A 25509-nucleotide genomic window follows, 5' to 3' on the forward strand; every position below is an offset into this window, starting at 1 on the left:
CTTTTACCCTGTCAGCAGCACAATACCCGTCGCTCCAGCGCCGACTGCAGATCTTCGAATTTCACCGGTTTGTTGAGGTAATCAATCGACGCGTCCGTGGCACAAGGCTCTCGATCAGCGCTCAACGCCAACATGAATACCGGCAGATGGGCACAGCCCGGCAAAGCGTGAATCTGGCAGCATAGCGAAACACCTTCGTGGCTGGGCAGTTGGCAATCGATCAGCACCGCGTCGAAGCTTTCACGCTGCAACAAGTCCAGCGCCACTGCAACGTTGTCGGCGGTACGCACGCGAAAACCGAGTTTGAGCAACATGCCGCGCATCACCAGTTGATTGACGCTGTTGTCATCCACCAACATCACCGTGCAGTCCTGCGGTGCGCGGATGCAATCGCGCAAAGGCGTGGGGGCAAGGGCAGGCTCGACCACCGGCAACTCGAACTCGACATCCAACTGGAAGCGACTGCCACTTCCGGGTTCAGAACGGTGGGTGAGCGTGCCGCCGAGCAATTCGACCAATTGCCGACAGATCGCCAGACCCACGCCCAATCCTCCATATTCGCGGGTCATCGAACCGTCGAGCTGGAAGAAACGCTGATACAGCGTCGCCTCGCCCAGATCGGTGAAGCCGATGCCGGTGTCGATCACCGCAAACGACAACGCCAGACGATTGTCCGTCGACGGCTTGCCGGTCACGCGCAGCGCCAGCCCGCCAACGCGGGTGAACTTGAGGGCGTTGTCCAGCAGGCATTCCAGGCATTGGGCGAGTTTCGCGCTGTCACCGTGCAGGCGGTCCGGCAGAGTCGGCAGAACATCGACCTTGAAGTCCAGCGACTTGCTCGCGGCATTACCGTCGAACTGCACACGCAATGCTTCAACCACACCGCGCAGGCTGAAACTGCCAGGGGTGGCCTTGAGCTTGCCGGCCTGCAATTCGGTGAGGGTAAGGATGCCATTGACCATGCGCATCATGTCCCGGGCAGAACCGGCAGCGGTCTGCTGGTATTGCTCAAGCTCGGGGTCAAGGTCGACGGTCTGCATCAGTTCCAGCGAGCCGATCACACCGTTCATCGGCGTGCGCAGTTCATGGGTCAGGGTCGCGAGGAATTCATCCTTGAGCTTGTTGCTGTGGGCCAGTTGCTGGTTGAGCACTTCAAGTTTCTGACCGGCGTCGTACAGCGTTTGCGCCTGCTGCTCGCGCATGGCGTTGATGCGATCCGCCAGTGCCAGCGACAACAGCGCCACTTCGATGGCTGAGCCGATCTGGCTGGCGTACATGGTCAGGAATACGTTCGGCAGCAAGCCCAGCACCATCAGCGTATTGATGACGCCGCCCAGCAGGAACGCCGACCAGGCAATGATGAAGTACCGCGCCACGCGCAAGCCGCGCCACCAGGCGAGAATCCCCGCCGCGAAAATCACCACGGTAAAGGTCAACGCCAGGGTCGTCGCCAGCCGCAGGGCCAGGGCGTAACTGGTCATCAGCGACAACCCGACCACCAATGCACCGAACGCGATCAGGGCGATCAGCAGGCGATCAAGCCAACGACTGTGGTTTTTGGTCTGCAAGAAGCTGCGGGCGAACTGGCTGCCGAACAGGCCGGCGCAACCGATAAAGAAGGGGGTGGAAGCGTTGGCCCACCACGGATTGTTCGGCCAGAAATACTCGACGGCGGCGCCGTTCACCGACAGTTGATAAAGACCGAACGAGGCAATGTAGAAGATGTAATAGAGGTAACTGGTGTCGCGCACACTGAGGTAGATGAACAGGTTGTAGACCAGCATCCCCAGCAACACACCATAAATGACGCCCAGCACATACAGGCGCACTGGCTGGTCTTCAAGGTACGCGGTGCTCGACCATAATGTCACGGGTGCCTGGATCGAGCCTTCACTGGCCAGGCGCAGGAACACGGTTTGTTGCTGATCGGGTTTGAAGGCGAGGTCAAACAGATAACTGTTCTGACGAATCTCGCGGCTGGCAAACGGCAGCGCATCGCCGGTCTGACGCACCAGGCGGTAGTCGCCCTTGGCATCGGGCAGATACAGGTCGAGATGGTCGAGTGGCGGATAAGCCAGTTCCAGCAACCAGGTGCGTTGTGCGGTCGGATTATTAGGACGGTAATGCAGGTCGATTTTCAGCCAGAACGCCGAACGCGAGTACCCGGCGTTGAGCGTGGCTTTGTCGTTGGGTTTGAAATGGCCGGCAGCAGCCTGCGCGCGGACATCGGCAATGCTCGCCTGACCGCCCGGATCTTCGAACACTTGCAGTGACCGGCCCAGAGGGAGGCTCTGGGTAAACTCGTCGAATTCGACGGCGCTCGCCATGAGGGGCAAGCAGAACAGCAACATCAGCAAATAGCGCATTGAAGCCCCAGCGTGGCTCGTCCGGTTGTGTCAGGAAGCCCCCCCATTCCCTTTGAGTAGACGTAAAACCGGTATTACCTGTTATTGGTTTGGATCCAGCCTAGCATAGCCGTTGATGGCCATTGAGCACCATCGAAATTTTTCCTACAAAGGCTCTAGAACGGGCGTTTCAGAGCAAAGCAGCGAGCTAGAGCTGTTGAGTCGGTCAAGTTGTGACAATACGGTCGGGGTTCTATGCCCGGGCTATCGACAGGACACAACGGCACTGAACCGGAAAATCAGGTTTGGTGGTAAGCTCGCGCACCATGAATATCTACAGCTCACGCCCCGTTGTCCTCTGTCTCTCCGGCCACGACCCCAGTGGTGGCGCCGGCTTGCAGGCAGATATCGAAGCCCTGCTCGCGCAGGGTTGCCATGCGGCTCCGGCCGTCACCGCCCTGACCGTGCAAGACACCGTCAACGTCACTGACTTCCGCGTCCTCGACCGCGAGTGGGTGTTGGCCCAGGCCAATGCCGTGCTCAACGACTCCGACGTCGCTGCGGTCAAACTGGGCATGCTCGGTTCGCTGGAAATGGTCGACACCGTCGTCGAACTGCTTTCAGCGCATCCGCACTTGCCAGTGGTCTGCGACCCGGTGCTGCGCGCCGGCGGCGGCGGACGTCTGGGCAAGGACGAGGTCGGCTATGCGATGCGCGAACGTCTGCTGCCACTGTCGATCATTGCCACCCCCAACCTTCCCGAAGCCCGAATCCTCGCTGAACTGCCCGAAGGCACTGCCGACGAGTGCGCTGAAAAACTCTTGCCGTTCGTCAAAAACCTGCTGATCACCGGCGGCCACGGCGACGAAACTGAAATCCACAATCGCCTGTACAGCCGCGACGGCCTGCGTGAAACCTTTTATTGCCAGCGTCTGCCGGGTAGCTATCACGGTTCCGGTTGCACCCTCGCCAGCGCTCTGGCCGGTCGCCTGGCTCAGGGCGAAAACCTCGCCAGCGCTGTGCGCAGTGCACTGGATTACACCTGGCGCACCCTGCGCGACGCCGAACAACTGGGCAAAGGCCAGTTCGTGCCGCGTCGTCTGCCGCTGGATTTCTGCTCGTAACGTCGTGAGGTCTGCCTGATGAAACTACGTGGCCTGTATGCCATTACCGACAGCCAATTGCTGGCCGGGAAGTTTCTGTCTTACGTGGAGGCGGCGCTGGAAGGCGGCGTCACCCTGCTGCAATACCGCGACAAGAGCAACGATGAGGCCCGCCGTCTGCGTGAGGCCGAAGCGCTGCGTGATCTGTGCGAGCGCTACAAAACGCAGTTGATCATCAACGATGACGCCGAACTGGCTGCGCGCCTCAACGTTGGCGTGCACTTGGGCCAGACCGACGGCCCACTGTCGCCGACCCGCGCCCTGCTCGGCTCGAAAGCGATCATCGGCTCGACCTGCCACGCGCAGATCGAACTGGCCGAACAAGCCGCCAAAGAAGGCGCGAGCTACGTCGCCTTCGGCCGCTTCTTCAACTCCAACACCAAACCCGGCGCACCGACTTGCAGCCTCGATCTGCTCGATGACGCCCGTCGCCAACTGCATTTGCCGATCTGCGCGATCGGCGGCATCACCCTCGACAACGCCGCGCCGCTGGTGGCCCATGGTGTCGACCTGCTGGCCGTCGTCCACGGCCTGTTCGGCGCTGAAAGCACCGCCGAAGTGACCCGCCGCGCTCGCGCGCTCAACGAACTGTTCAAATCCTGAAGATTGAGAGCCCGATCATGTCTCGTTCCGAAACCCTGTTTGCCAACGCCCAGAAACACATTCCCGGTGGCGTCAACTCGCCAGTTCGTGCGTTCAAGAGCGTGGGCGGCACACCGCTGTTCTTCAAGCACGCCGAAGGCGCCTACGTTACCGACGAAGACGACAAGCGTTATGTCGATTACGTCGGTTCGTGGGGCCCGATGATCCTTGGCCACAGCCATCCAGACGTGCTCGACGCCGTGCGCAATCAACTGCAACACGGCCTGTCCTACGGTGCGCCAACCGCGATGGAAACCGAGATGGCCGACCTGGTCTGCTCGCTGGTGCCGTCGATGGACATGGTGCGCATGGTCAGCTCCGGCACCGAAGCGACCATGAGCGCCATCCGCCTGGCTCGCGGTTACACCGGTCGTGACAGCATCATCAAGTTCGAAGGCTGCTACCACGGTCACTCCGACAGCCTGCTGGTCAAGGCCGGTTCCGGCGCACTGACCCAAGGCGTGCCAAGTTCGGCCGGTGTGCCGGCGGCGTTCGCCAAACACACCCTGACCCTGCCCTTCAACGACATTGACGCCGTTGAAAAGATGCTCGCTGAAGTCGGCCAGGAAGTGGCCTGCATCATCGTCGAGCCCGTGGCCGGCAACATGAACTGCGTGCCGCCAGCACCGGGGTTCCTCGAAGGCTTGCGCTCGCTGTGCGACAAACATGGCGTGGTGCTGATTTTCGACGAAGTGATGACCGGTTTCCGCGTCGCCCTCGGCGGTGCTCAGGCGTACTACGGCGTCAATCCCGACCTGACCACGTTCGGCAAGATCATTGGCGGCGGCATGCCGGTCGGCTGCTTCGGTGGCAAACGTGAAATCATGGAGCGCATCGCGCCACTGGGCCCGGTGTATCAGGCCGGCACCTTGTCGGGCAATCCTCTGGCCATGGCCGCTGGCTTGACCACCCTGCGCCTGATCAGCCGTCCGGGTTTCCACGCCGAGCTGACCGACTACACCACGCGTCTGCTCGACGGTCTGCAACAACGCGCCGATGCCGCTGGCATTCCATTCGTGACCACCCAGGCGGGCGGCATGTTCGGCCTGTACTTCAGCGGCGCCGACGCCATCGTCACCTTTGAAGACGTGATGGCTAGCGACGCTGCACTGTTCGGTCGCTTCTTCCACCTGATGCTGGAGGGCGGCGTGTATCTGGCGCCGAGCGCATTCGAAGCCGGCTTCACGTCGATCGCCCATGGCGAAGCCGAGTTGAAACTGACGCTGGACGCTGCCGAACGCGCCTTCGCTGCGTTGAAGTAATTGCCGTACCGCTGACGTTGGCCATTGCCAGCGTCAGCCTTCACCTACATCCCCACGCTTTTTCCACGCCTCTGCCAAAAATCTTCCTGAAAGTGGGCGATATATTCCCCGCGCAGCAGAAAAACGAGTAAAGACTTTGTAAGGTTGGCCCCGCTTATTTCATAATGCGCGCTTATTGGATCCCTCGATGGGTCCGCGTGCCCTTCAGAGGTAAGTCGATTCCCATGAACCGCACCGGCCGCACCCTTGCCTTGGGCTGCCTGTTGCTCCTTCAGCCCCTGCTCGCGCATGCACAAGCAGGCGGCAACTCGTTGTTGATCCCGGCGATGGGTCGTTGCACCCTCAATACTCAGCCGCAAGACGTCACGCAGGCATTGGCTGCCTGCCAGAAAGCGGCGGATGAAGGGGATGCGCAAGCGCAATACGAGTTGGGCGAGTTCTACTACGACGGCAAGAATGCGCCGCGCGACCTCAATCAAGCCCTGAGCTATTTCGAAAAGGCCTCATTGCAAGGCCACGCCCAGGCGCAATTCAAGCTCGGCACCATGTTCTTCCACGGTGAAGGCGTGCAGGCCAACAACATTCAGGCGTACATCGTACTGAAGATGGCCGCGGTCAACGGCGCCGAAGAGGCGCTCGACACAGCCGACGAAGTCTCCGAAAAAATGTCCCGCGAAGATCTCGAAACCGCCACTCAGGTGCTCGGGCAAATTTTCCGTAAATACCTGATGGAACTGCAAAGCGCCGATGGGCGTACGCCGTTTTCGCCCCTTCCTTGAATTCTGTACGGATTTTTCTGGCCTCTTCGCGAGCAAGCCCGCTCCCACATGGGATCTTCTGAACACTGAAGATCAATTGTGGGAGCGACGGTGCGACGATTCGACTTGCTCGCGAATGAGGCGACTCGGTCCTGAGCCTTACTTCTCAGGCATCGGCATCGGAAACGGCATTACATTGCCGACCGCACCGCGGGCTTCGCTGATTTTCGGGGTGCCGAGGCGTTCGACTTCGTCGATGCGCACGATCGAATGCATCGGCACAAAGCTGCGCACAACGCCTTCAAACTGTGCCTTGAGCTTTTCTTCGCTCGGGTCGACGACCACTTGCGTGCGCTCGCCAAAGACGAACTCTTCCACTTCCAGGAAACCCCACAGATCACTTTGATAGATCTGCTTGGCGTACATTTCGAATACCTGGCCCTGATTGAGGAAAATCACCTTGTAGATTGGAGCTTCGCGTTTGGTCATGGCGGGCGGATAACATCGGGGATAAAAATGAGGGCGCAAACTATAGCATAGCCACCGGACGCACAGCGGTAGGAACCTGAGGGCTTGTTCCCTATAATGCGCGGTTCTTTGAATCACGTGACGATCAAAATCCATGGCCAAGAAGCTTTACATCGAAACCCACGGTTGCCAGATGAACGAGTACGACAGCTCGCGCATGGTCGATCTGCTGGGTGAACATCAGGCCCTGGAAGTCACCGCTCGCGCGGAAGACGCCGACGTGATTCTGCTCAACACCTGCTCGATCCGCGAGCGCGCCCAGGATCGGGTGTATTCGCAACTCGGCCGCTGGCGCGAATTGAAACTGGCCAACCCGGACATGGTAATCGCCGTCGGCGGTTGCGTGGCCAGCCAGGAAGGCGCGGCGATCCGCGATCGCGCGCCGTACGTCGACGTGGTGTTCGGCCCACAGACCCTGCACCGCCTGCCGGAAATGATCGACGCGGCGCGCAGCAGCAAGCTGCCGCAAGTGGACGTCTCGTTCCCGGAAATCGAAAAATTCGACCACTTGCCCGAGCCGCGCATCGATGGCCCGAGCGCTTATGTGTCGGTGATGGAAGGCTGCAGCAAGTACTGCACGTTCTGCGTGGTGCCTTATACCCGCGGCGAAGAAGTCAGCCGCCCGTTCGATGACGTGATCGCCGAGATCATCCACCTGGCCGAAAACGGCGTGCGTGAAGTGACCCTGCTGGGCCAGAACGTCAACGGCTATCGCGGCACCACCCACGACGGGCGCCTGGCCGATCTCGCCGAACTGATCCGCGTAGTCGCGGCCGTCGACGGCATCGACCGCATTCGCTACACCACCTCGCATCCACTGGAGTTTTCCGACAGCCTGATCCAGGCCCACGCCGATGTGCCGGAACTGGTGAAGCACCTGCACTTGCCCGTGCAGTCGGGCTCGGACCGGATTCTGGCGGCAATGAAGCGTAACCATACGGCGCTGGAGTACAAATCGAAGCTGCGCAAACTGCGCGCTGCCGTGCCGGGGATCTGCATCAGTTCGGACTTCATCGTCGGCTTCCCCGGCGAGACCGAGAAAGATTTCGAACAGACCATGAAGCTGATTGCCGACGTTGGCTTCGACTTTTCCTACTCGTTCGTCTACAGCCAGCGCCCGGGCACCCCGGCTGCCGATCTGGCGGATGACACCCCGCAAGAGCTGAAGAAAGAACGCCTGGACGCGCTGCAACATCGTTTGAATCAGCAAGGTTTCGAAATCAGCCGACAAATGGTCGGTTCGATCCAGCGGATTCTGGTAACCGACTATTCGAAAAAAGACCCGGGCGAGTTGCAAGGGCGCACCGAGAATAATCGTATCGTCAACTTCCGCTGCGACAATCCAACGCTGATCGGTCAGTTCGCCGACGTGCACATCGACGCGGCGCAACCGCACTCGCTGCGCGGCTCGCTGATCCAGTAGCAACACATGTCCCTTGTGGGAGCGGGTTTGCTCGCGAAGACGTCGCTTCAGCCACTATCAACGTTGCTGACACTCCGCTTTCGCGAGCAAGCCCGCTTCCACAAGGCCTGTGATTGACCTTGCGATATTTAAGAGCTTTCGCACCCACGCCACTGGCGTTATCCTTGATTTCATCTTAATTGCCCCAGGGCGGCTAAATACGACCTTGAACGCACCCATCGAACCACATCGTTTTATCCTCGAGCCCTTTGAGGCTCGCCGCTTCGCCAATCTGTGCGGGCAATTCGACGAGCATCTGCGCTTGATCGAACAGCGCCTGACCATCGAGATCCGCAACCGCGGAAACCAGTTCGAGCTGATCGGCGACCCCAAGCACACCACTTCTGCGGAAAACCTGCTGCGCCGCCTGTACCGGGAGACCAAAGGTACTGAGTTGTCGCCAGACATGGTGCACCTGTTCCTCCAGGAATCGGCCGTTGTAGAGCTGGACAACCACGCCCCCGCCGAAGCCTCCGTCGCCCTGCGCACCAAAAAAGGCATGATTCGCCCACGCGGCTTGAATCAACTGCGCTATGTGAAGGAAATCCTCGGCAACGACATCAACTTTGGCATCGGCCCGGCCGGTACCGGCAAGACCTATCTGGCCGTGGCCTGCGCTGTCGATGCTCTGGAACGCGAGCAGATCCGCCGCATCCTGCTGGTGCGTCCAGCGGTCGAAGCGGGTGAAAAACTCGGTTTCCTGCCCGGCGATCTGGCCCAGAAAATCGACCCGTACCTGCGCCCGCTCTACGACGCACTCTACGAAATGCTCGGTTTCGAATACGTGGCCAAGCTGATCGAGCGTCAGGTGATCGAAGTCGCGCCGCTGGCCTACATGCGCGGCCGTACGCTGAACAACAGCTTCATCATTCTTGACGAAAGCCAGAACACCACCGTCGAGCAGATGAAGATGTTCCTGACCCGTATCGGCTTTGGCTCCACAGCAGTGATCACCGGTGACATCACCCAGGTCGACTTGCCGCGCGGCACCAAATCCGGGCTGCACCATGTGATCGAAGTTCTCAAGGACGTGCCGGGCATCAGTTTCACGCACTTCCAGCCCAAGGACGTCGTGCGCCACCCATTGGTGCAGCGGATCGTCGAAGCCTACGAGCGCTTCGAAAGCCGCGCCGATGCCCCCAAGGAAACTTCGCGCGATGCTTGAGCTAGACCTGCAAATCGCGACCGACGCGAACGCCCCGAGTGAAGCTGCGTTCCGCCAATGGTGCGAACTGGCCCTGCGCCAGCGCACCGCCGACTCGGAAATGACCATTCGCCTGGTCGACGAGGAAGAAGGCCGCGAGCTCAATCACACCTGGCGCCACAAGGACTACGCGACCAACGTCCTGTCGTTCCCCGCGGAAGTGCCCGACGAGTTTCTCGACATCCCGCTGCTCGGCGATCTGGTGATCTGCGTGGCGGTGGTCGAGCGCGAAGCTGCTGAACAGGGCAAGGAACTTAAGGCCCACTGGGCACATCTGGTCATTCACGGCTGCTTGCATCTGCTCGGTTACGACCATATAGATGACGAGGAAGCCGAAGAAATGGAAGCACTGGAACGCGAGTTGCTTGCTGAACTGGGCTACCCCGATCCGTACGCGGACGACGAACCCGAAACATCCCCTATCGTTACAACAAAGGATTCAGAGTAATCGCTATGAGCGAAGATCGATCGAGCAACGGGCAGAAGTCATGGCTGGGTAAACTGACCCAGGCTTTTGCCCACGAGCCGAAGAACCGCCAGGAGCTTTTAGAGCTGCTGCGCGATGCACATCAGAACAAACTGCTGGACAGCGAAGCGCTGGCCATCGTCGAAGGCGCCATTCAGGTGGCTGACCTGCAAGTACGCGACATCATGGTGCCGCGTTCGCAGATGATCAGCATCAAGGCGACCCAGACACCCCGCGAGTTCCTCCCGGCCGTGGTCGACTCGGCCCACTCGCGCTATCCGGTCATCGGCGAAAGCCATGACGACGTGATGGGCGTGCTGCTGGCCAAGGACTTGCTGCCGCTGATCCTCAAGGAAAATGGCGACAGCTTCAACATCAAGGATCTGCTGCGCCCGGCCACCTTCGTGCCGGAGTCCAAACGCCTGAACGTGCTGCTGCGTGAATTCCGCGCCAACCACAACCACATGGCCATCGTCATCGACGAGTACGGCGGTGTGGCGGGTCTGGTGACCATCGAAGACGTGCTCGAACAAATCGTCGGCGACATCGAGGACGAGCACGACGTCGAAGAAGACAGCTACATCAAGCCGCTGCCAAGTGGCGACTTCCTGATCAAAGCCCTGACACCGATCGAGAACTTCAACGAGTTCTTCGACAGCGAATTCTCCGACGATGAGTTCGACACCGTCGGCGGTCTGGTGATGAGCGCGTTCGGGCACTTGCCAAAACGCAACGAAATCACTGAAATCGGCGCCTATCGTTTCCGCATCCTGAACGCCGACAGCCGTCGGATTCACTTGCTGCGACTCACGCCAATCGCACGTTAATTCTAAGGACTGAAATGCGCTGGACAACCCGCCCCGGCTGGCCCGGTAACCTGCTGGCCGTGGCGGCCGGTGCAATCACCACGTTAGCGCTGGCACCGTTCAACATCTGGCCGCTGGCATTGCTGGCGGTCGGCCTGTTCTATGCCGGGCTGCGCGAGCTGAGCCCCCGCCAGGCATTGGGACGTGGCTGGTGCTTCGGTTTCGGCCTGTTCGGCGCCGGCACCAGTTGGATCTACTACAGCATCCACCACTTCGGCGGCGCTTCGGTGTTGCTGGCTGGTTTCCTGATGCTGCTGTTCACCGCCGCCATTGCCTGGTTCTTTGCTTTGCCCGCCTGGCTTTGGGCGCGCTGGCTTCGCCGTAATGAGGCGCCATTGGCCGACGCCTTGGCGTTCGCCGCGTTATGGGTCGGCCAGGAAGCGTTTCGCGGCTGGTTCCTCACCGGTTTTCCATGGCTGTATTCCGGTTACAGCCAACTCGACGGCCCGTTGGCCGGACTCGCACCGGTGGGTGGCATGTGGCTGGTGTCGTTCGTTCTGGCACTCACCGCTGCACTGATCTACAACGCCCCACGCCTGATCAAATCCGGCCGCAAGGGTTTTGTCGCGGCCGGCCTGCTGTTGCTGGTTGGGCCGTGGGTGGCAGGTATTGCGCTCAAGGGCCATGCCTGGACCAGCCCGTCGGGCGCGCCGTTGAGCGTCGCGGCGATCCAGGGCAACGTCGAACAAAGCATGAAATGGGACCCGGCACAGCTCAACGCACAATTGGCGCTGTACCGCGACTTGAGCTTGCGTTCCAAACCGGTGGACCTGCTGATCTGGCCGGAAACCGCCGTGCCGGTGCTCAAGGAGTCCGCCGAGGGCTACCTGAACATGATGGGCACTTTTGCCGCCGAGCGTAAATCGGCGCTGATCACCGGCGTGCCGATTCGCAAAACGGTTCGTCACGAAAAGCGCTTCTTCAATGGCATCACCGTGGTCGGCGAAGGCGATGGCACTTACCTGAAACAGAAACTGGTGCCGTTCGGCGAATACGTGCCGTTGCAGGACATTCTGCGCGGGCTGATCGCTTTCTTCGATCTGCCGATGTCCGATTTTGCTCGCGGCCCGGCCGATCAGCCACTGTTGCAGGCCAAGGGTTATCAGATCGCACCGTTCATCTGCTATGAAGTGGTGTATCCGGAGTTTGCCGCCAGCCTGTCGGCCCGCAGCGATCTGCTGCTGACGATCAGCAACGACACCTGGTTCGGAACGTCGATTGGTCCGCTGCAACACTTGCAGATGGCACAGATGCGCGCACTGGAGGCCGGACGCTGGATGATCCGTGCGACCAACAACGGCGTGACCGGTTTGATCAACCCATTCGGACAAATCACCGAACAGATTCCGCAGTTCGAGCAGGGCGTTTTGTACGGTGAGGTGGTACCGATGCACAATCTGACGCCGTATCTGCGATGGCGTTCGTGGCCGTTGATCATTGTCTGCTTGCTGCTGTTTGGCTGGGCACTGATGGCGAGCCGGATGTCAAAAACCCTTTAAAAGCTTCGCGAGCAAGCCCGCTCCCACATTTGAAATGCATTCCAAATGTGGGAGCGGGCTTGCTCGCGAAGAGGCCATTAGCAACACTCAATCAATCGGCGACTGCTTCACTCCGGTAAAACAGTGAATACCCGACCTGCCCCACCGCCTCATTCAACAACTGGCCGCTCTGCCAGATCGACTTGAATTCCGGCATCCAGCCGCCCAGCGGCCTCGCGTTGTCCGTGCCCAGGAACCCGACCGGTGCCGGCACTACTTCAAATCCCGCCTTCTCGAAACTCCAGACCGAGCGCGGCATGTGCCAGGCCTGTGTCACCACGACCACGCGCTTGATCCCCTGCGGCAGCAGCATATCGGCGGTGAACTTAGCGTTTTCCCAGGTCGTACGGCTCTCACCTTCCTGCCAACGCACAGTCACGCCGAAGTCATCACGCAACGAGTCCGCCATCAATTTCGCCTCCGTCGGCGGCGTACCGTAATGCAGACCGCCACTGGTCAGGATCGGCAAACCCGATGCCTTGGCCAGTCGCGCCGCGTAGCGCTGACGTTCAAGCCCCACGCCGGTCGGCTGATCCGCGCCCCAGGCCAGATCGCCGCGCTCACGGCCCGAACCCAACACCACAATCGCATCGGCCCGCTGTGCCAGCGTCGCCCACTCGTCCCGGGCCAGCGGTGGCTCACGCTCAAGCGCCTTGGCGCCCCACTGCACGACCACCGGCAGGCTCATCAACCAGAACCCGCCAAAACCGATGGCGAAACACAATCCGGCCAGACGCGGACGGGAGCGGCGCAACCACCACGCCGCCAGCAACAGCAATAATAAAATGCCGGGCGGCAATAGAAGTTGTTTGATGAAATAACGAAAAGGCATCGGGCATCTCCAAAGATGCCCGAAGCGTAAGAGTGTTAATAATGCGTGACAACCGATAGGTGGGATCCTGTTGAAAAAGATCCGTTTTTTGACCTGCCATGCGCTTACTTGGCCTGCAAAGAGCGAACCTTGACGGATTCTCTGCCGGGCGCCCGGTCCTTAAGCCAGATGACCTTGGCGGAATGCGTTGCATCGAGCTGCTTCACTGCCTGCGACAAGCATCCGTGCGTTTCACGTTCGCTGCGATCCAGATAAGCCTTGACCAGTTTGAACTCGGCGGGGCTCAAGTCACGCAATTCCAGTTCCAGGGGGCGCTCATCGCGCAGCCGGCCAGCGGTTTTTGCAGCGTCCAGAGCCATGCCCAGACGATCCATCAACCGTTCGTACAACTCGGGTTTCGTAACGTTTTTTTGCTGTGACTCCACCATCCCTCACCTCATTGACAATAAGACTCACTCCCCAGTTAGAGCTTAGCTTCGCTGCACAAACCGGCTGTACGCCGCGACCAACGGCCCTCGCCATGGATTGACCGGGCCAAACAGCTGTAATCAGGGTTTCCCTAGGCCAAGCGCGGTCATGTATGCTACGGCGCTTCCTGTCATTCCACTTCCAGCTCGTCCGGGCCATCCCGAATGCCGCGTTGAAGAGGATTAGGCCACCCCTATCCAGTACAAAAGTAGCCATGCACGAACAATATCAGCCCCGTGAGATCGAAGCCGCCGCCCAGTCGTTCTGGGATGAGCAAAAGTCCTTTGAAGTCAGTGAACAGCCAGGCAAGGAGACTTACTACTGCCTGTCGATGTTCCCTTACCCCAGCGGCAAGCTACACATGGGGCACGTGCGCAACTACACCATCGGCGACGTGATCTCCCGCTACCAGCGCATGCAAGGCAAGAACGTTCTGCAACCGATGGGTTGGGACGCCTTCGGCATGCCGGCGGAAAACGCCGCGATGAAGAACAACGTGGCCCCGGCCAAGTGGACCTACGAAAACATCGCCTACATGAAGTCCCAGCTGCGCAGCCTGGGCCTGGCGGTGGACTGGTCCCGCGAGGTCACTACCTGCAAGCCGGATTACTACCGCTGGGAACAATGGCTGTTCACTCGCCTGTTCGAAAAAGGCGTGATCTACCGTAAAAACGGCACCGTGAACTGGGACCCGGTCGACCAGACCGTTCTGGCCAACGAACAGGTCATCGACGGTCGCGGCTGGCGTTCCGGCGCGCTGATCGAAAAGCGCGAAATCCCGATGTACTACTTCAAGATCACCGCGTACGCGGATGAGCTGCTGGAGAGCCTCGACGAACTGACTGGCTGGCCGGAACAGGTCAAGACCATGCAGCGCAACTGGATCGGCAAATCCCGCGGCATGGAAGTGCAGTTCCCGTACAACGTCGACTCCATCGGCGAAGCCGGCACGCTCAAAGTCTTCACCACCCGTCCGGACACCCTGATGGGCGCGACCTACGTCGCCGTGGCTGCCGAGCATCATCTGGCCACTCTGGCTGCGCAGAACAACCCAGCGCTGCAAGCGTTCATCGCCGAATGCAAGGGCGGCAGCGTCGCTGAAGCCGACGTCGCCACTCAAGAGAAAAAAGGCCTGCCGACCGGCCTGTTCGTCGAGCACCCGCTGACTGGCGAAAAACTGCCGGTATGGGTCGCCAACTATGTGCTGATGCACTACGGCGACGGTGCGGTCATGGCGGTGCCGGCTCACGACGAGCGTGATTTCGAGTTCGCCCACAAGTACAACCTGCCGATCAAATCGGTCGTGCGTACCAGCTCCGGCGAGACCAACCCGGCCCCGTGGCAAGACGCCTACGGCGAGCACGGCACCCTGATCAATTCCGGCGAATTCGATGGCCTGGACTTCGCTGGCGCGTTCGACGCCATGGAAGTGGCCCTGATCAAGAAAGAGCTCGGCGCCTCGCGCACCCAGTTCCGCCTGCGCGACTGGGGCATCAGCCGTCAGCGCTACTGGGGCTGCCCGATCCCGATCATCCACTGCGATGCGTGCGGTGACGTACCGGTACCGGAAGATCAACTGCCTGTCGTCCTGCCGGAAGACGTGGTGCCGGACGGCGCTGGTTCGCCACTGGCGCGCATGCCCGAGTTTTTCGAGTGCACCTGCCCGAAATGCGGCCAGCCTGCCAAGCGTGAAACCGACACCATGGACACCTTCGTCGAGTCGTCGTGGTACTACGCCCGTTATGCCTCGCCGCACTTTGAAGGTGGCCTGGTCGAAAAATCCGCAGCCGACCACTGGCTGCCGGTGGATCAGTACATCGGCGGTATCGAACACGCCATCCTGCACCTGCTCTACGCGCGCTTCTTCCACAAGCTGATGCGTGACGAAGGTCTGGTGAGCTCCAACGAGCCGTTCAAGAACCTGCTGACCCAGGGCATGGTGATCGCCGAGACTTACTACCGCCGCGAAGCCAATGGCGCTTACACCTGGTTCAATCCGGCGGACGTCGAACTCGAACGTGACAGCAAAGCCAAGGTCATCAGCGCCAAGCTCAAATCCGACGGCCTGCCGGTGGAAATCGGCGGCACCGAGAAGATGGCCAAGTCCAAGAACAACGGCGTCGACCCACAGTCGATGATCGATCAGTTCGGCGCAGATACCTGCCGCCTGTTCATGATGTTCGCCTCGCCGCCTGACATGAGCGCTGAATGGTCCGACTCCGGCGTAGAGGGTTCGCACCGCTTCCTCAAGCGCGTCTGGCGTCTGGCTCAAGCCCACGTTACTCAGGGCCTGCCGGGCAAACTGGACATCGCCAGCCTGAACGACGAGCAGAAAGCCGTTCGCCGTGCGATCCACCTGGCCATCAAACAGGCCAGCCACGACGTCGGCCAGAACCACAAATTCAACACCGCCATCGCTCAAGTGATGACGCTGATGAACGTGCTGGAAAAAGCCGCGCAAGGCACCGAACAGGATCGCGCACTGATTCACGAAGGCCTGGAAGCCGTCACACTGCTGCTGGCTCCGATCACGCCGCACATCAGCCATGAGTTGTGGAATCAGCTGGGTCACGCTGACGCCGTGATCGACGCTGGCTGGCCGGCGGTGGATGACAGCGCGCTGGTACAGGACAGCCTGCAACTGGTCATTCAAGTGAACGGCAAGCTGCGTGGCCAGATCGACATGCCGGCCAGCGCAACCCGTGAAGAAGTCGAAGCGGCAGCGCGCGCCAACGAAAACGTGCTGCGTTTTGTCGACGGCCTGACTATTCGTAAAGTGATCGTAGTGCCCGGGAAACTGGTCAATATTGTCGCCAGCTAATTGGATCGGGCGCCAGGTTCGCCTGGCGCCGAGTAAAACCTTTCGGGCCGCACGGTCGGCCCACCTGGTTTCAAGGGGAGCAACACAATGATCAAACGCAATCTGCTGGTGATGGGCCTCGCCGTCCTGTTGAGCGCCTGTGGTTTCCAGCTGCGCGGTACCGGCACCAACGAACTGGCGATCAAGGAACTCGACCTGAGTGCCCGCAACGCCTACGGCGATACCGTCACGCAACTGCGTCAGGTACTGGAGTCCAGCGGCGTCAAGGTTTACAGCGGCGCGCCGTACAAGCTCTATCTGGCTGACGAGCAGGAAAGCCAGCGCATCCTCAGCTACGCCGGTGCCGGTCGTACGGGCGAGTATCAGGTCAGCACTGTCCTGAGCTACGACATCCGTGGTGACAAAAACCTTTCGCTGCTGAGCGACAAGCTTGAAGTGCAGAAGGTGTTCATTCACGACGGCAACAACCTCGTCGGCTCCGATCAGGAAGCCAACGACGCCCGTCGCGAGACCCGTCGCGAACTGGTTCAGCGCATGATGCTGCGCCTGCAACAGCTGACTCCGGACCAACTGCAGCAACTGCAGCAAGCCGCCAATGACCGGGCCAAGGCAGAAGCCGACGCGCTCGAAGCGGCGCAGAAGGCTGAAGCGCAGACCCCGCGTCAGTCGCCGCTCGAAGTACCGCAGCAGTAAGAGGTTCGGGGCGCTCAGGCGCCCCGTTCGACCGATCTTATGAAGCTCGCTCCCGCTCAACTCAGCAAACACCTGCAGGGCTCCCTTGCGCCGGTCTACATCATCAGCGGCGATGACCCGCTGCTGTGTCAGGAAGCCGCCGATGCCATCCGCCGTGCTGCCCGCCAACAAGGTTTTGACGAACGTCAGGTATTTTCCGCCGACGCCAATTTCGATTGGGGCACGTTGTTGCAGGCCGGTGCCAGCATGTCGTTGTTCGCTGAAAAGCGCCTGCTGGAACTGCGCCTGCCGTCGGGCAAACCCGGTGACAAGGGCGCGGCTGCGTTCATCGAATACTGCTCGCGTCCCGCTGAAGACACCGTGCTGCTGATCAGCCTGCCCAAGCTCGATGGCAGCGCGCAGAAGACCAAGTGGGGCAAGGCGCTGGTCGAAGGCCAGCAGACCCAGTTCATTCAGATATGGCCAGTGGATGCCAATCAACTGCCGAGCTGGATTCGTCAGCGCCTGTCTCAGGCCGGATTGTCGGCCAGCCAGGACGCCGTCGAACTGATTGCCGCACGCGTGGAGGGCAACTTGCTCGCCGCCGCGCAGGAAATCGAAAAGCTCAAACTGATGGCCGAAGGTGGGCAAATCACCGTCGAAACGGTGCAAGCCGCTGTCGCGGACAGTGCCCGCTTCGACGTGTTTGGCTTGACCGACGCCGTGCTCAACGGCGAACCGGCTCACGCCTTGCGCATGCTCGAAGGGCTGCGCGGTGAAGGTGTCGAACCGCCCGTGATTCTCTGGGCATTGGCGCGAGAGCTGCGCCTGCTGGCCAATATCTCGCTGCAGTACAGCCAGGGCACGCCGCTGGACAAGTGCTTCAGCCAGGCGAAACCGCCGGTCTGGGACAAGCGCAAACCCTTGATGAGCAAAGCCCTGCAACGCTACTCGGCGCAACGCTGGGCGCAGTTGTTGCTCGAAGCCCAGCGCATCGATGCGCAGATCAAGGGCCAGGCTGCCGGGTCGCCGTGGATGAGCCTGAGCCGATTGGCGTTGTTGATGGCCGGTCAGCGCCTTTCGTTGCCTGCCGAGTAAGTCGTTCAACCGCACAACGGCCCTTCGCGAGCAAGACCGCTCCCACACTTGACTGCATTCTCATAGCGCGAATTCGGTCGAATGTGGGAGCGGGCTTGCTCGCGAAAGCATCAGAACATTCCTACACAACAGAGACTGGACAGACGTCCAACATCGGCAGATTATTCGCCCCGCAACACCCACCCACCGAGAGATCCGTCATGAGCAAAAAGCCATCGAAACATGGCCCGAACAAGGCCAAATCCATTATCGCCCAACCCCTGTTCCGCAGCCGCCAGGAACGACCAACCAAGGGGAAAGGCAGCTACCGCCGCGAAGCCTTCCAGTCTGACAGCTGGGAGGCTTCTTACTTTCTGGCTGCTTGAAACGGATAATCAATTCACCGCCTGATCTTGCGCCTGAAACGCAAACGTCACTCTATCGGCCAGCGTTGCCGGCATTATTACTTTGATAATAGGCAGCGTTTCACCAGTGAGCTCTTTGAATCGGCGCTGATCCCTCTGGACTTCCGCCAAGCCCGATGTGTTTCCGACAATCACGTAAAAGAACGCCTCAATTGGCAAGACTTTCGCCTGCCCCTTTGCCCATGTCGTCATTTTCACGTCATTGGGTATGTCAAAAGCTCTTGGCGTCACCAGACGTCCTGCCTGCATCCCCTTTACAAAATTGGGGCCCGCCAGCGTATTAGCCGAATCTCTGACATCAAAACTGCATACACCTGCCCTGTTGTGACTAGGAACAGCATGCTTGTTGTAATTCTCTGCCCATTTTTCAGGGGTATTGATGCCTTGGGCAGCGCAGGCAACGGTTGAGGGATAGCCGGAAATCCCGCCACAACCCCAATCACTACGATGATCAGAATCCCCGTCCACGGGAAAGAAGCACAGAACTTCAATCTTGAGTTTGCCTGACGGTGTTTTCAAAACAGGATAGAAAATCAGTCCTTTCTTGTAATTCATGGCCAGTCTTTTCATTTTGTAGTCTGAGCGGACAAACGAAAATGAGGTACCTCCCACCCTTTCAGCGGTGGGGCTAGGATCCCAGACATCAAAGCCGGCTGCAGTGGCCGTTCCACGCAGCAAAATACCACTGCAAAGAAAGGCAGGTCTGGAGTCCACACCATCACATCGAAGAGTGGTGGTATCGCTATAACGCCTCGTCAATTCGGAGGCTACTTCCGGGCCGCTGGTGGCTAACGCTGTAGCAGTCTGTACGCCCAGCTGAGTTTGAACAGGCTCCTGCGAAGGGCCTTTTACAGAGCACCCTGCCAGCAAAAGAAACAGCAGTAAAAGCGCTTTACCTTTCATATGAAATTCCTCGTCAACGTGCGTCAAGAGGCAGTGATCGAGAAATTCAAACCACCACAATCCTGCCGGCATGGGCTATTGAATCGAGGAAAAACACTGCTGAATAGCTGATAGAAATGACAGTTGCGCCCCGCTAATTCAGGGCATATGGTGATTAGCCGGCTAAATAGACCTCGTCCAAATACCTGACCGATAACCGCTTCATTCCGCAGGCATGTTAAGGTCTGCACCTGATTCGTATCCCCTGGAACTGTGCATGCCCTTCAGTCTTTCCCGTCGTTGGCCCGTTCGCCAATTGATCGCCGCCACAAGCTTCATCCTGCTTGTCGCCTGCGCGGAAAAACCCACCGCCGCCGACGCCCAACCTCTCCAAGCCGCCCCTGTCGCCACGGCCCCAGCGATCATCCCGCCGGTAGTGCCGTCCGCCGACCCTCTCGATCTTCAGCCGACCCAGACCTTTGCCGAATGGCAGGCCGGTTTCCGCAAGGATGCGCTGGCCGCCGGGATCCGCGCCGATCTGTTTGATCGCGCGTTTGCCAATGTCAGCTTCGACGCCAGCGTTATTCGCGCCGACCGCAGTCAGCCGGAGTTCTCACGCCCCGTATGGGAATACCTGGACGGCGCGCTGTCGCCGCTGCGAGTGCGAAAAGGCCAAGCGCTGATCAACCAGTACGCCGACATTCTGCAAAGCATCGAACAGCGTTATGGCGTGGATCGTCAGGCGCTGGTGTCGGTGTGGGGGATGGAAAGCAACTTCGGTCAGTTCCAGGGCAGCAAGTCGGTCATCAATTCGTTGGCCACCCTCGCTTACGAAGGCCGTCGGCCGGGCTTTGCCCATGCGCAATTGATCGCCGCCCTGCAGATTCTGCAACAGGGTGATATCACGCCAGAGAAAATGCTCGGTTCATGGGCTGGCGCGATGGGACAGACCCAGTTCATCCCGACCACCTACAACACCCACGCCGTGGATTTCGACGGTGACGGTCGCCGCGACATCTGGGGTAGTCCGGCCGACGCGCTGGCCTCGACTGCACATTACCTGCAAAGCTCCGGCTGGCAGCATGGTCAGCCGTGGGGCTTTGAAGTACAACTCCCAGGCAGCTTCAATTACACGCTCGCTGACGGTGCCATTCGCAAAAGCGTGGCTGAGTGGCGTCAACTGGGCGTGATCATGCCCAATGGTGGTCAAGTGCCCGCAGGTACCGAACAACTGTCTGCCGCCCTGCTGCTGCCGGCCGGCTATCGTGGCCCGGCATTCCTGATCCTCGATAACTTCCGGGCGATCCTCAAGTACAACAACTCGTCGTCCTATGCACTGGCGGTCAGCCTGTTGTCGGAGCGCTTCAGTGGTGGCGGTTTGATCAACGGCACCTGGCCAAAAGATGATCTGCCATTGAGCCGTACCGAGCGGGTTGAGCTGCAAAGCTTGCTGAGTGCGCGCAATTACGATGCCGGTACGGCGGACGGGATCATCGGCGCCAATACCCGCAAGGCGATCCGCAGTGCGCAGCAGGCATTTGGCTGGCCGGCGGACGGGTATCCGACGCACAAGCTGCTTGAGAGCCTTCGTACCCAGTAGTCAGATTTTCGCAAGGCGCATATCGCTTTCGCGAGCAAGCCCGCTCCCACACTTGACTGCATTCTCATAGCGCGAATTCGGTCGAATGTGGGAGCGGGCTTTCTCGCGAAGGCTGATTGACTGGCGGTGCTTATCTACCGACGGACAACCACATCCTGCTCCAGCATCAGTTCTTTTTTCCCCGCATCCAGCCGCACCAAAGCCCCCATCGGTAGCGTCAGGTTCGGATCACAATGCCCGCTGCGCCATCCCGACAACACCGGTATCCGCAATGGTTCGAACGTCTGCTTGAGCAAGCGGTTCAACGCGTCGGTATCCACCCCCGCGACATCACCGACCAGCACACCGCGCAATTTGGCCAGCTTGCCGGCCAGGCGCATCTGCGTGAGCAAGCGGTCGATGCGATACAGTGGTTCGTTGACGTCCTCGATCAGCAGAATCACCCCTTCTACATCGATTTCGTAAGGTGTGCCCAGCGTCGAGGCAATCATCGCCAGATTGCCGCCGAGTAAACGCCCGTGAGCGATGCCGGGTTCGACGGTGGTCAATGGATAGGCCACCGGGTGGCCCAGTACGCTGCCCACCTTCAACTGACCGCGCAGCATGGCGAAGAATGAGGTGACGGTCGGCGGCTCCTTGTCGCCCAGCAGGTCGGCATTGAGCAACGGCCCGTGAAAGGTCACGAACCCGGCGTAGCGGCTGATCGCCAGATGCAGTGCGGTGATGTCGCTGTAGCCGACAAACGGCTTGGCATGACGGCCCAACAGGTCGAAATCAATCCGGTCCAGCAGGCGCGGTGTACCGTAGCCGCCGCGCAAGCAGATGATCGCGTCGACTTCAGGATCGGCGAAAGCGGCGTGCAGGTCGTTGAGGCGCACGTCATCGCTGCCGGCCAGATAGCCGTCCTTCTCGTAGACACCGGGAAATACTTTCAGCGCATAGCCGCGGGCACGCATCCACTGCACAGCCTTGTCAGTGTCCAGTGCGCCGGGGCCGGCAGGGGCAATCACGCCAATCAGCCCTTCGGATGGCAGCGCCGGTACGGGTTTATGCGGAAAAAGGGTGTGGGTCGGTCGAACGGTCATCCATGGTCTCCCTGTGAACTCATACACACAGTAGTCAGGTACAAAGACAAACAAAAGAGTGCGCGGCAGGCCCAAACAAAAATACCCGCCGAGGCGGGTATTTTTTAGACGCTATCAGCGCCGGGTCAGGAACCCAGCAGCTCAGCCTTGACCAGCTTCGCCTGCTCGTCAGCGTGGTACGAAGACCGCACCAACGGACCCGACGCAACGTTCTTGAAGCCCATCTTGTAACCTTCTTCGGCGAACCAGGCGAAGGTGTCCGGGTGCACGAAACGCTGCACCGGCAGGTGGCTGCGCGACGGTTGCAGGTACTGGCCCAGGGTCAGCATGTCGATGTCGTGTTCGCGCATGCGCTTCATGACTTCGATGACTTCTTCGTCGGTTTCGCCCAGGCCCAGCATCAGGCCGGATTTGGTCGGGATGTGCGGCATCATCTGCTTGAAGCGTTGCAGCAGGGTCAGCGACCACTGGTAGTCCGAACCCGGGCGTGCGGCCTTGTACAGGCGCGGCACGGTTTCGAGGTTGTGGTTGAACACATCCGGCGGCTCGGCTGCAGTGATCTCAAGGGCGACGTCCATGCGGCCACGGTAATCAGGGACCAGGGTTTCCAGTTGCACGTTCGGCGACAGCTTGCGGATCTCGCGGATGCAGTCGGCAAAGTGCTGGGCACCGCCGTCGCGCAGGTCGTCGCGGTCAACCGAAGTGATCACCACGTACTTGAGCTTCAGGTCGGCGATGGCGATGGCCAGGCTTTGCGGCTCGTTGACGTCCAGTGGTTTCGGACGACCGTGGCCAACGTCGCAGAACGGGCAGCGACGGGTGCAGATGTCACCCATGATCATGAACGTCGCGGTGCCACCGGAGAAGCACTCGCCCAGGTTCGGGCAGGATGCTTCTTCGCAGACACTGTGCAGCTTGTGTTTGCGCAGCAGGCTCTTGATGCGGTCGACTTCCGGGGAAACCGGGATGCGTACACGAATCCAGTCAGGCTTCTTCGGCAGTTCGGTGGTTGGAATGATCTTTACCGGAATGCGTGCAACCTTTTCGGCGCCGCGCAGCTTGACGCCGGCTTCAACCTTGGGACGCGGGGCCGGGCGCTCGGTCACGTCGAGCGTCGGGATCATGGTTTGCACTGCATCAGTAGTCATATCAGTCGATTCCGCCCGTCAGGGTCGTCTGCTCAGCATAGTCGAGGTGTTTGACGAGCTGCGCGCGCAGCCGGGCACTTACCTCGGCAAATTCAATCGATCCTGCGTGATCGCTCAGCTGGGTCATCGCCAGCCCGGCATAGCCGCAGGGATTAATCCGTCGAAACGGTTCCAGGTTCATATCCACGTTCAGAGCCAGGCCATGAAAGGAACAACCGTGGCGGATCCGCAAACCCAGAGAAGCGATTTTCGCGCCATCGACGTACACGCCGGGAGCGTCTGGCTTGGCCGCGGCGGTCACCCCGTAGCTGGCCAGCAGTTCGATCAGGCAAAGCTCCATGCGACTCACCAGATCACGCACGCCGAAACCCAGCTTGCGTACATCCAGCAGCAAGTAAGCCACCAATTGGCCAGGGCCATGATAGGTCACTTGCCCGCCGCGATCGACCTGCACCACCGGGATGTCCCCCGGCAGCAACAAGTGTTCGGCCTTGCCGGCCTGGCCCTGAGTGAACACCGGAGGGTGCTCGACCAGCCAGATTTCGTCAGCGGCATCGCTGCCGCGTTCGTTGGTAAAGCGTTGCATGGCATGCCAGACCGGCTCGTAAGCCATCTGGCCGAGCTCACGAAAGCCCAGCGTGCCAGACATCACAGCACCATGTGCACAAAACCGGTCGCACGCAACTCGCTGTTAATGTCGTACAGCTGTTCTTGACCGGTGGCGATGATGTGCAACTGGATAGTCGTGTATTTGCCGTTGGTGCTTTGACGTTCGTCGATACGCTCATCATTGATGGTCGCGTGCTTTGTGACGATTGCGATGATCTTGTCTTTGTTGCCAACGCCAGTGTCGCTGATCACCTTGATCGGGTAATCAGTCTGGGGAAATTCGATCTTTGGCGCCTTTACTTCGGTATCGGTCATGGCGTAACGGCCTCTTAAGCCGTGGTAACGCGCATGGCCCCGCACCGGATCGGAGCAGGGCCATGCAGGTCAACACTAAATCAGTTGAACAAGCCGTAGAAGAATAGACGGATGCTATCCCACATGCGGCGGAAGATACCACCTTCCTCGACAGCGTCCAGAGCGATCAGGTCGGCGCTGTGCACAACCTTGTCTTCCAGTTTCACTTCGACTTTACCGATCACGTCGCCCTTGGCGATGGGCGCGGTCAGTTGCGGGTTCATGGTCATGCTGGCCGCAAGCTTCTTCAGCTGGCCTTTGGGCAGGGTCATGGTCAGGTCTTCAGCCAGGCCGGCCTTGACTTGATTGGTGGTGCCTTTCCACACCGGGGCCTGAGCCAGTTCAGTACCTTTCTGATAGAAGGTCTGGGTTTCAAAGAAGCGGAAACCGTAGGTCAGCAGCTTCTGGGTTTCAGCGGCGCGAGCCACTTCGCTGTTGGTGCCGAACACCACGGCGATCAGGCGCTGGCCGTCGCGTACAGCCGAGGACACCATGCAGTAGCCGGCTTCTTCGGTGTGACCGGTTTTCAGACCGTCAACGGTCTTGTCACGCCACAGCAGCAGGTTGCGGTTAGGCTGCTTGATGCCATTCCAGAAGAACTCTTTCTGCGAATAGATCGCATAGTGGGCCGGGTCTTCGTGGATGATCGCGCGAGCCAGGATCGCCATGTCGTGAGCCGACGAATAGTGCTCAGGATTCGGCAGACCGGTCGGGTTCATGAAGTGGGAATTGGTCATGCCCAGTTCTGAAGCGGTTTTGTTCATCAGGTCGGCGAAGGCGTCTTCGCTGCCGGCGATGTGCTCGGACAGCGCCACACTGGCGTCGTTGCCGGACTGAATGATGATGCCGTGCAGCAGGTCGCTGACAGTGACCTGCGAACCCACCTTGATGAACATCCGCGAGCCGCCGGTGCGCCAGGCGTTTTCGCTGACGGTCACCGGATCGTTTTCACCGATCTGGCCGCGACGGATTTCCAGCGTAGCGATGTATGCCGTCATCAGTTTGGTCAGGCTGGCCGGTGGCAGACGCTGATCACCGTTGTTCTCTACCAGCACATTGCCGCTGCTGGCGTCCATCAGGACGTAGGCTTTGGCGGCCAGTTGAGGGGGCGACGGCATCATCTCGGCCGCAAAGGCGGCGGGCGAGAGGAGCAGCGGGACTAGCAGACACAGGCGTTTGGCAAAGGTGGTGATGTTCATCCGTCTCTCGAAATCGCTAATGGAAACTTGCCCTAGGGCAAAACTATTCAGACAGCCTTCTAACGGGCCATCGCGTGTTCAGTTGCTCACTCCAGTCACCCTT

24 protein-coding genes are annotated in these 25509 nt (G+C 59.8%); 14 read left to right on the plus strand and 10 right to left on the minus strand.

Going from position 1 to position 25509, the window contains the following annotated elements:
• Positions 1–11: 11 nt before the first annotated feature.
• On the minus strand, positions 12–2366 hold the full coding sequence (locus AACY11_RS03765) for a 7TM diverse intracellular signaling domain-containing protein (protein ID WP_339493904.1): 2355 nt from the start codon (positions 2364–2366) through the stop codon (positions 12–14).
• Positions 2367–2671: 305 nt separating this feature from the next.
• Here AACY11_RS03765 and AACY11_RS03770 point away from each other — a divergent pair, with 305 nt between their 5' ends.
• From AACY11_RS03770 to AACY11_RS03785, 4 genes are all read left to right on the plus strand, one after another.
• On the plus strand, positions 2672–3469 hold the full coding sequence (locus AACY11_RS03770) for a hydroxymethylpyrimidine/phosphomethylpyrimidine kinase (RefSeq protein WP_339431364.1): 798 nt from the start codon (positions 2672–2674) through the stop codon (positions 3467–3469).
• Between the two features lie 18 nt (positions 3470–3487).
• The gene (gene thiE, locus AACY11_RS03775) at positions 3488–4111 is read left to right on the plus strand and encodes a thiamine phosphate synthase (RefSeq protein ID WP_339493905.1); all 624 of its coding nucleotides are present in this window, start codon (positions 3488–3490) and stop codon (positions 4109–4111) included.
• 17 nt (positions 4112–4128) lie between these two features.
• Positions 4129–5412 carry a glutamate-1-semialdehyde 2,1-aminomutase gene (gene hemL / locus AACY11_RS03780; RefSeq protein WP_221730174.1) on the plus strand — a complete coding sequence of 428 codons (1284 nt, stop codon included), beginning with the start codon at positions 4129–4131 and terminating at the stop codon, positions 5410–5412.
• Between the two features lie 224 nt (positions 5413–5636).
• Positions 5637–6191, plus strand: coding sequence for a tetratricopeptide repeat protein (locus AACY11_RS03785; RefSeq protein WP_042561233.1), 555 nt, complete (start codon positions 5637–5639; stop codon positions 6189–6191).
• A gap of 138 nt (positions 6192–6329) precedes the next feature.
• Here the strand turns inward: AACY11_RS03785 and AACY11_RS03790 are convergent, their stop codons facing one another.
• On the minus strand, positions 6330–6659 hold the full coding sequence (locus tag AACY11_RS03790) for a DUF1820 family protein (protein WP_003185742.1): 330 nt from the start codon (positions 6657–6659) through the stop codon (positions 6330–6332).
• A gap of 133 nt (positions 6660–6792) precedes the next feature.
• Between AACY11_RS03790 and miaB the strand changes: the two genes are divergently transcribed.
• The 5 genes from miaB to lnt all read left to right on the plus strand — a co-directional run bounded on the left by miaB (position 6793) and on the right by lnt (position 12195).
• Complete coding sequence (gene miaB / locus AACY11_RS03795) at positions 6793–8121, plus strand: tRNA (N6-isopentenyl adenosine(37)-C2)-methylthiotransferase MiaB (RefSeq protein WP_339431361.1); 1329 nt, start codon at positions 6793–6795, stop codon at positions 8119–8121.
• Between the two features lie 205 nt (positions 8122–8326).
• Positions 8327–9325, plus strand: coding sequence for a PhoH family protein (locus tag AACY11_RS03800; protein ID WP_339431360.1), 999 nt, complete (start codon positions 8327–8329; stop codon positions 9323–9325).
• On the plus strand, positions 9318–9812 hold the full coding sequence (gene ybeY / locus AACY11_RS03805) for an rRNA maturation RNase YbeY (RefSeq protein ID WP_339431359.1): 495 nt from the start codon (positions 9318–9320) through the stop codon (positions 9810–9812). Before AACY11_RS03800 ends, ybeY begins: the two co-directional genes overlap by 8 nt.
• A gap of 5 nt (positions 9813–9817) precedes the next feature.
• A complete protein-coding gene (locus AACY11_RS03810; RefSeq protein WP_007909641.1) occupies positions 9818–10657 on the plus strand; it encodes an HlyC/CorC family transporter in 840 nt (279 codons plus the stop codon).
• A gap of 14 nt (positions 10658–10671) precedes the next feature.
• Positions 10672–12195: an apolipoprotein N-acyltransferase gene (gene lnt, locus AACY11_RS03815; RefSeq protein WP_339431358.1), complete on the plus strand. Its 1524-nt coding sequence runs from the start codon at positions 10672–10674 to the stop codon at positions 12193–12195.
• A gap of 91 nt (positions 12196–12286) precedes the next feature.
• On the opposite strand, the gene AACY11_RS03820 is transcribed toward lnt, so the two are convergent.
• Both AACY11_RS03820 and AACY11_RS03825 read right to left on the minus strand, forming a co-directional pair.
• A complete protein-coding gene (locus AACY11_RS03820) occupies positions 12287–13066 on the minus strand; it encodes a YdcF family protein (RefSeq protein WP_339493906.1) in 780 nt (259 codons plus the stop codon).
• A gap of 104 nt (positions 13067–13170) precedes the next feature.
• The gene (locus AACY11_RS03825; RefSeq protein ID WP_339431356.1) at positions 13171–13494 is read right to left on the minus strand and encodes a hypothetical protein; all 324 of its coding nucleotides are present in this window, start codon (positions 13492–13494) and stop codon (positions 13171–13173) included.
• Positions 13495–13748: 254 nt separating this feature from the next.
• Here AACY11_RS03825 and leuS point away from each other — a divergent pair, with 254 nt between their 5' ends.
• From leuS to arfA, 4 genes are all read left to right on the plus strand, one after another.
• Positions 13749–16355 (plus strand): leucine--tRNA ligase, encoded by a 2607-nt coding sequence (leuS, locus tag AACY11_RS03830; protein WP_339493907.1) that lies wholly within the window; start codon positions 13749–13751, stop codon positions 16353–16355.
• 87 nt (positions 16356–16442) lie between these two features.
• Positions 16443–17048 carry an LPS-assembly lipoprotein LptE gene (locus tag AACY11_RS03835; protein WP_221730181.1) on the plus strand — a complete coding sequence of 202 codons (606 nt, stop codon included), beginning with the start codon at positions 16443–16445 and terminating at the stop codon, positions 17046–17048.
• Positions 17049–17087: 39 nt separating this feature from the next.
• Entirely contained in the window at positions 17088–18125 is a 1038-nt protein-coding gene (gene holA / locus AACY11_RS03840) for a DNA polymerase III subunit delta (protein WP_339431354.1), read from the plus strand.
• A 200-nt stretch (positions 18126–18325) separates the two neighbouring features.
• Entirely contained in the window at positions 18326–18490 is a 165-nt protein-coding gene (gene arfA, locus AACY11_RS03845) for an alternative ribosome rescue factor ArfA (RefSeq protein WP_003228536.1), read from the plus strand.
• Positions 18491–18499: 9 nt separating this feature from the next.
• Here the strand turns inward: arfA and AACY11_RS03850 are convergent, their stop codons facing one another.
• A complete protein-coding gene (locus AACY11_RS03850) occupies positions 18500–19432 on the minus strand; it encodes a halovibrin HvnA (RefSeq protein ID WP_339493908.1) in 933 nt (310 codons plus the stop codon).
• A gap of 256 nt (positions 19433–19688) precedes the next feature.
• On the opposite strand from AACY11_RS03850, the gene AACY11_RS03855 reads away from it, so the two are divergent.
• Positions 19689–21011 carry a lytic murein transglycosylase gene (locus AACY11_RS03855; RefSeq protein ID WP_339464724.1) on the plus strand — a complete coding sequence of 441 codons (1323 nt, stop codon included), beginning with the start codon at positions 19689–19691 and terminating at the stop codon, positions 21009–21011.
• A gap of 134 nt (positions 21012–21145) precedes the next feature.
• Here the strand turns inward: AACY11_RS03855 and AACY11_RS03860 are convergent, their stop codons facing one another.
• The 5 genes from AACY11_RS03860 to AACY11_RS03880 all read right to left on the minus strand — a co-directional run bounded on the left by AACY11_RS03860 (position 21146) and on the right by AACY11_RS03880 (position 25406).
• Positions 21146–22096, minus strand: a complete 951-nt coding sequence (locus tag AACY11_RS03860) for a S66 peptidase family protein (RefSeq protein ID WP_339431351.1) — start codon at positions 22094–22096, stop codon at positions 21146–21148.
• A gap of 125 nt (positions 22097–22221) precedes the next feature.
• A complete protein-coding gene (gene lipA / locus AACY11_RS03865; RefSeq protein ID WP_167394918.1) occupies positions 22222–23220 on the minus strand; it encodes a lipoyl synthase in 999 nt (332 codons plus the stop codon).
• A gap of 25 nt (positions 23221–23245) precedes the next feature.
• The gene (gene lipB, locus AACY11_RS03870) at positions 23246–23893 is read right to left on the minus strand and encodes a lipoyl(octanoyl) transferase LipB (RefSeq protein ID WP_038361904.1); all 648 of its coding nucleotides are present in this window, start codon (positions 23891–23893) and stop codon (positions 23246–23248) included.
• Positions 23893–24168 (minus strand): DUF493 domain-containing protein, encoded by a 276-nt coding sequence (locus AACY11_RS03875; RefSeq protein WP_221730186.1) that lies wholly within the window; start codon positions 24166–24168, stop codon positions 23893–23895. The genes lipB and AACY11_RS03875 overlap by 1 nt, the downstream gene beginning before the upstream one ends.
• 80 nt (positions 24169–24248) lie before the next feature.
• On the minus strand, positions 24249–25406 hold the full coding sequence (locus AACY11_RS03880) for a D-alanyl-D-alanine carboxypeptidase family protein (RefSeq protein WP_221730187.1): 1158 nt from the start codon (positions 25404–25406) through the stop codon (positions 24249–24251).
• Positions 25407–25509: the final 103 nt, after the last annotated feature.

It is taken from the genome of Pseudomonas sp. RA_105y_Pfl2_P56, assembly GCF_963970845.1.
GTDB classification, from domain to species: domain Bacteria; phylum Pseudomonadota; class Gammaproteobacteria; order Pseudomonadales; family Pseudomonadaceae; genus Aquipseudomonas; species Aquipseudomonas baetica_A.

Bases quoted from the DNA above. Each gene is read 5' to 3' on its own strand.
- lipB (WP_038361904.1), bottom strand. From the start codon at position 23,893: ATGTCTGGCACGCTGGGCTTTCGTGAGCTCGGCCAGATGGCTTACGAG.
- AACY11_RS03860 (WP_339431351.1), bottom strand. From the start codon at position 22,096: ATGACCGTTCGACCGACCCACACCCTTTTTCCGCATAAACCCGTACCG.
- AACY11_RS03880 (WP_221730187.1), bottom strand. From the start codon at position 25,406: ATGAACATCACCACCTTTGCCAAACGCCTGTGTCTGCTAGTCCCGCTG.
- miaB (WP_339431361.1), top strand. From the start codon at position 6,793: ATGGCCAAGAAGCTTTACATCGAAACCCACGGTTGCCAGATGAACGAG.
- holA (WP_339431354.1), top strand. From the start codon at position 17,088: ATGAAGCTCGCTCCCGCTCAACTCAGCAAACACCTGCAGGGCTCCCTT.
- thiE (WP_339493905.1), top strand. From the start codon at position 3,488: ATGAAACTACGTGGCCTGTATGCCATTACCGACAGCCAATTGCTGGCC.
- arfA (WP_003228536.1), top strand. From the start codon at position 18,326: ATGAGCAAAAAGCCATCGAAACATGGCCCGAACAAGGCCAAATCCATT.
- AACY11_RS03820 (WP_339493906.1), bottom strand. From the start codon at position 13,066: ATGCCTTTTCGTTATTTCATCAAACAACTTCTATTGCCGCCCGGCATT.
- AACY11_RS03875 (WP_221730186.1), bottom strand. From the start codon at position 24,168: ATGACCGATACCGAAGTAAAGGCGCCAAAGATCGAATTTCCCCAGACT.
- lipA (WP_167394918.1), bottom strand. From the start codon at position 23,220: ATGATCCCGACGCTCGACGTGACCGAGCGCCCGGCCCCGCGTCCCAAG.
- leuS (WP_339493907.1), top strand. From the start codon at position 13,749: ATGCACGAACAATATCAGCCCCGTGAGATCGAAGCCGCCGCCCAGTCG.
- ybeY (WP_339431359.1), top strand. From the start codon at position 9,318: ATGCTTGAGCTAGACCTGCAAATCGCGACCGACGCGAACGCCCCGAGT.
- AACY11_RS03850 (WP_339493908.1), bottom strand. From the start codon at position 19,432: ATGAAAGGTAAAGCGCTTTTACTGCTGTTTCTTTTGCTGGCAGGGTGC.
- AACY11_RS03825 (WP_339431356.1), bottom strand. From the start codon at position 13,494: ATGGTGGAGTCACAGCAAAAAAACGTTACGAAACCCGAGTTGTACGAA.
- lnt (WP_339431358.1), top strand. From the start codon at position 10,672: ATGCGCTGGACAACCCGCCCCGGCTGGCCCGGTAACCTGCTGGCCGTG.
- hemL (WP_221730174.1), top strand. From the start codon at position 4,129: ATGTCTCGTTCCGAAACCCTGTTTGCCAACGCCCAGAAACACATTCCC.
- AACY11_RS03855 (WP_339464724.1), top strand. From the start codon at position 19,689: ATGCCCTTCAGTCTTTCCCGTCGTTGGCCCGTTCGCCAATTGATCGCC.
- AACY11_RS03785 (WP_042561233.1), top strand. From the start codon at position 5,637: ATGAACCGCACCGGCCGCACCCTTGCCTTGGGCTGCCTGTTGCTCCTT.
- AACY11_RS03770 (WP_339431364.1), top strand. From the start codon at position 2,672: ATGAATATCTACAGCTCACGCCCCGTTGTCCTCTGTCTCTCCGGCCAC.
- AACY11_RS03765 (WP_339493904.1), bottom strand. From the start codon at position 2,366: ATGCGCTATTTGCTGATGTTGCTGTTCTGCTTGCCCCTCATGGCGAGC.
- AACY11_RS03810 (WP_007909641.1), top strand. From the start codon at position 9,818: ATGAGCGAAGATCGATCGAGCAACGGGCAGAAGTCATGGCTGGGTAAA.
- AACY11_RS03790 (WP_003185742.1), bottom strand. From the start codon at position 6,659: ATGACCAAACGCGAAGCTCCAATCTACAAGGTGATTTTCCTCAATCAG.
- AACY11_RS03835 (WP_221730181.1), top strand. From the start codon at position 16,443: ATGATCAAACGCAATCTGCTGGTGATGGGCCTCGCCGTCCTGTTGAGC.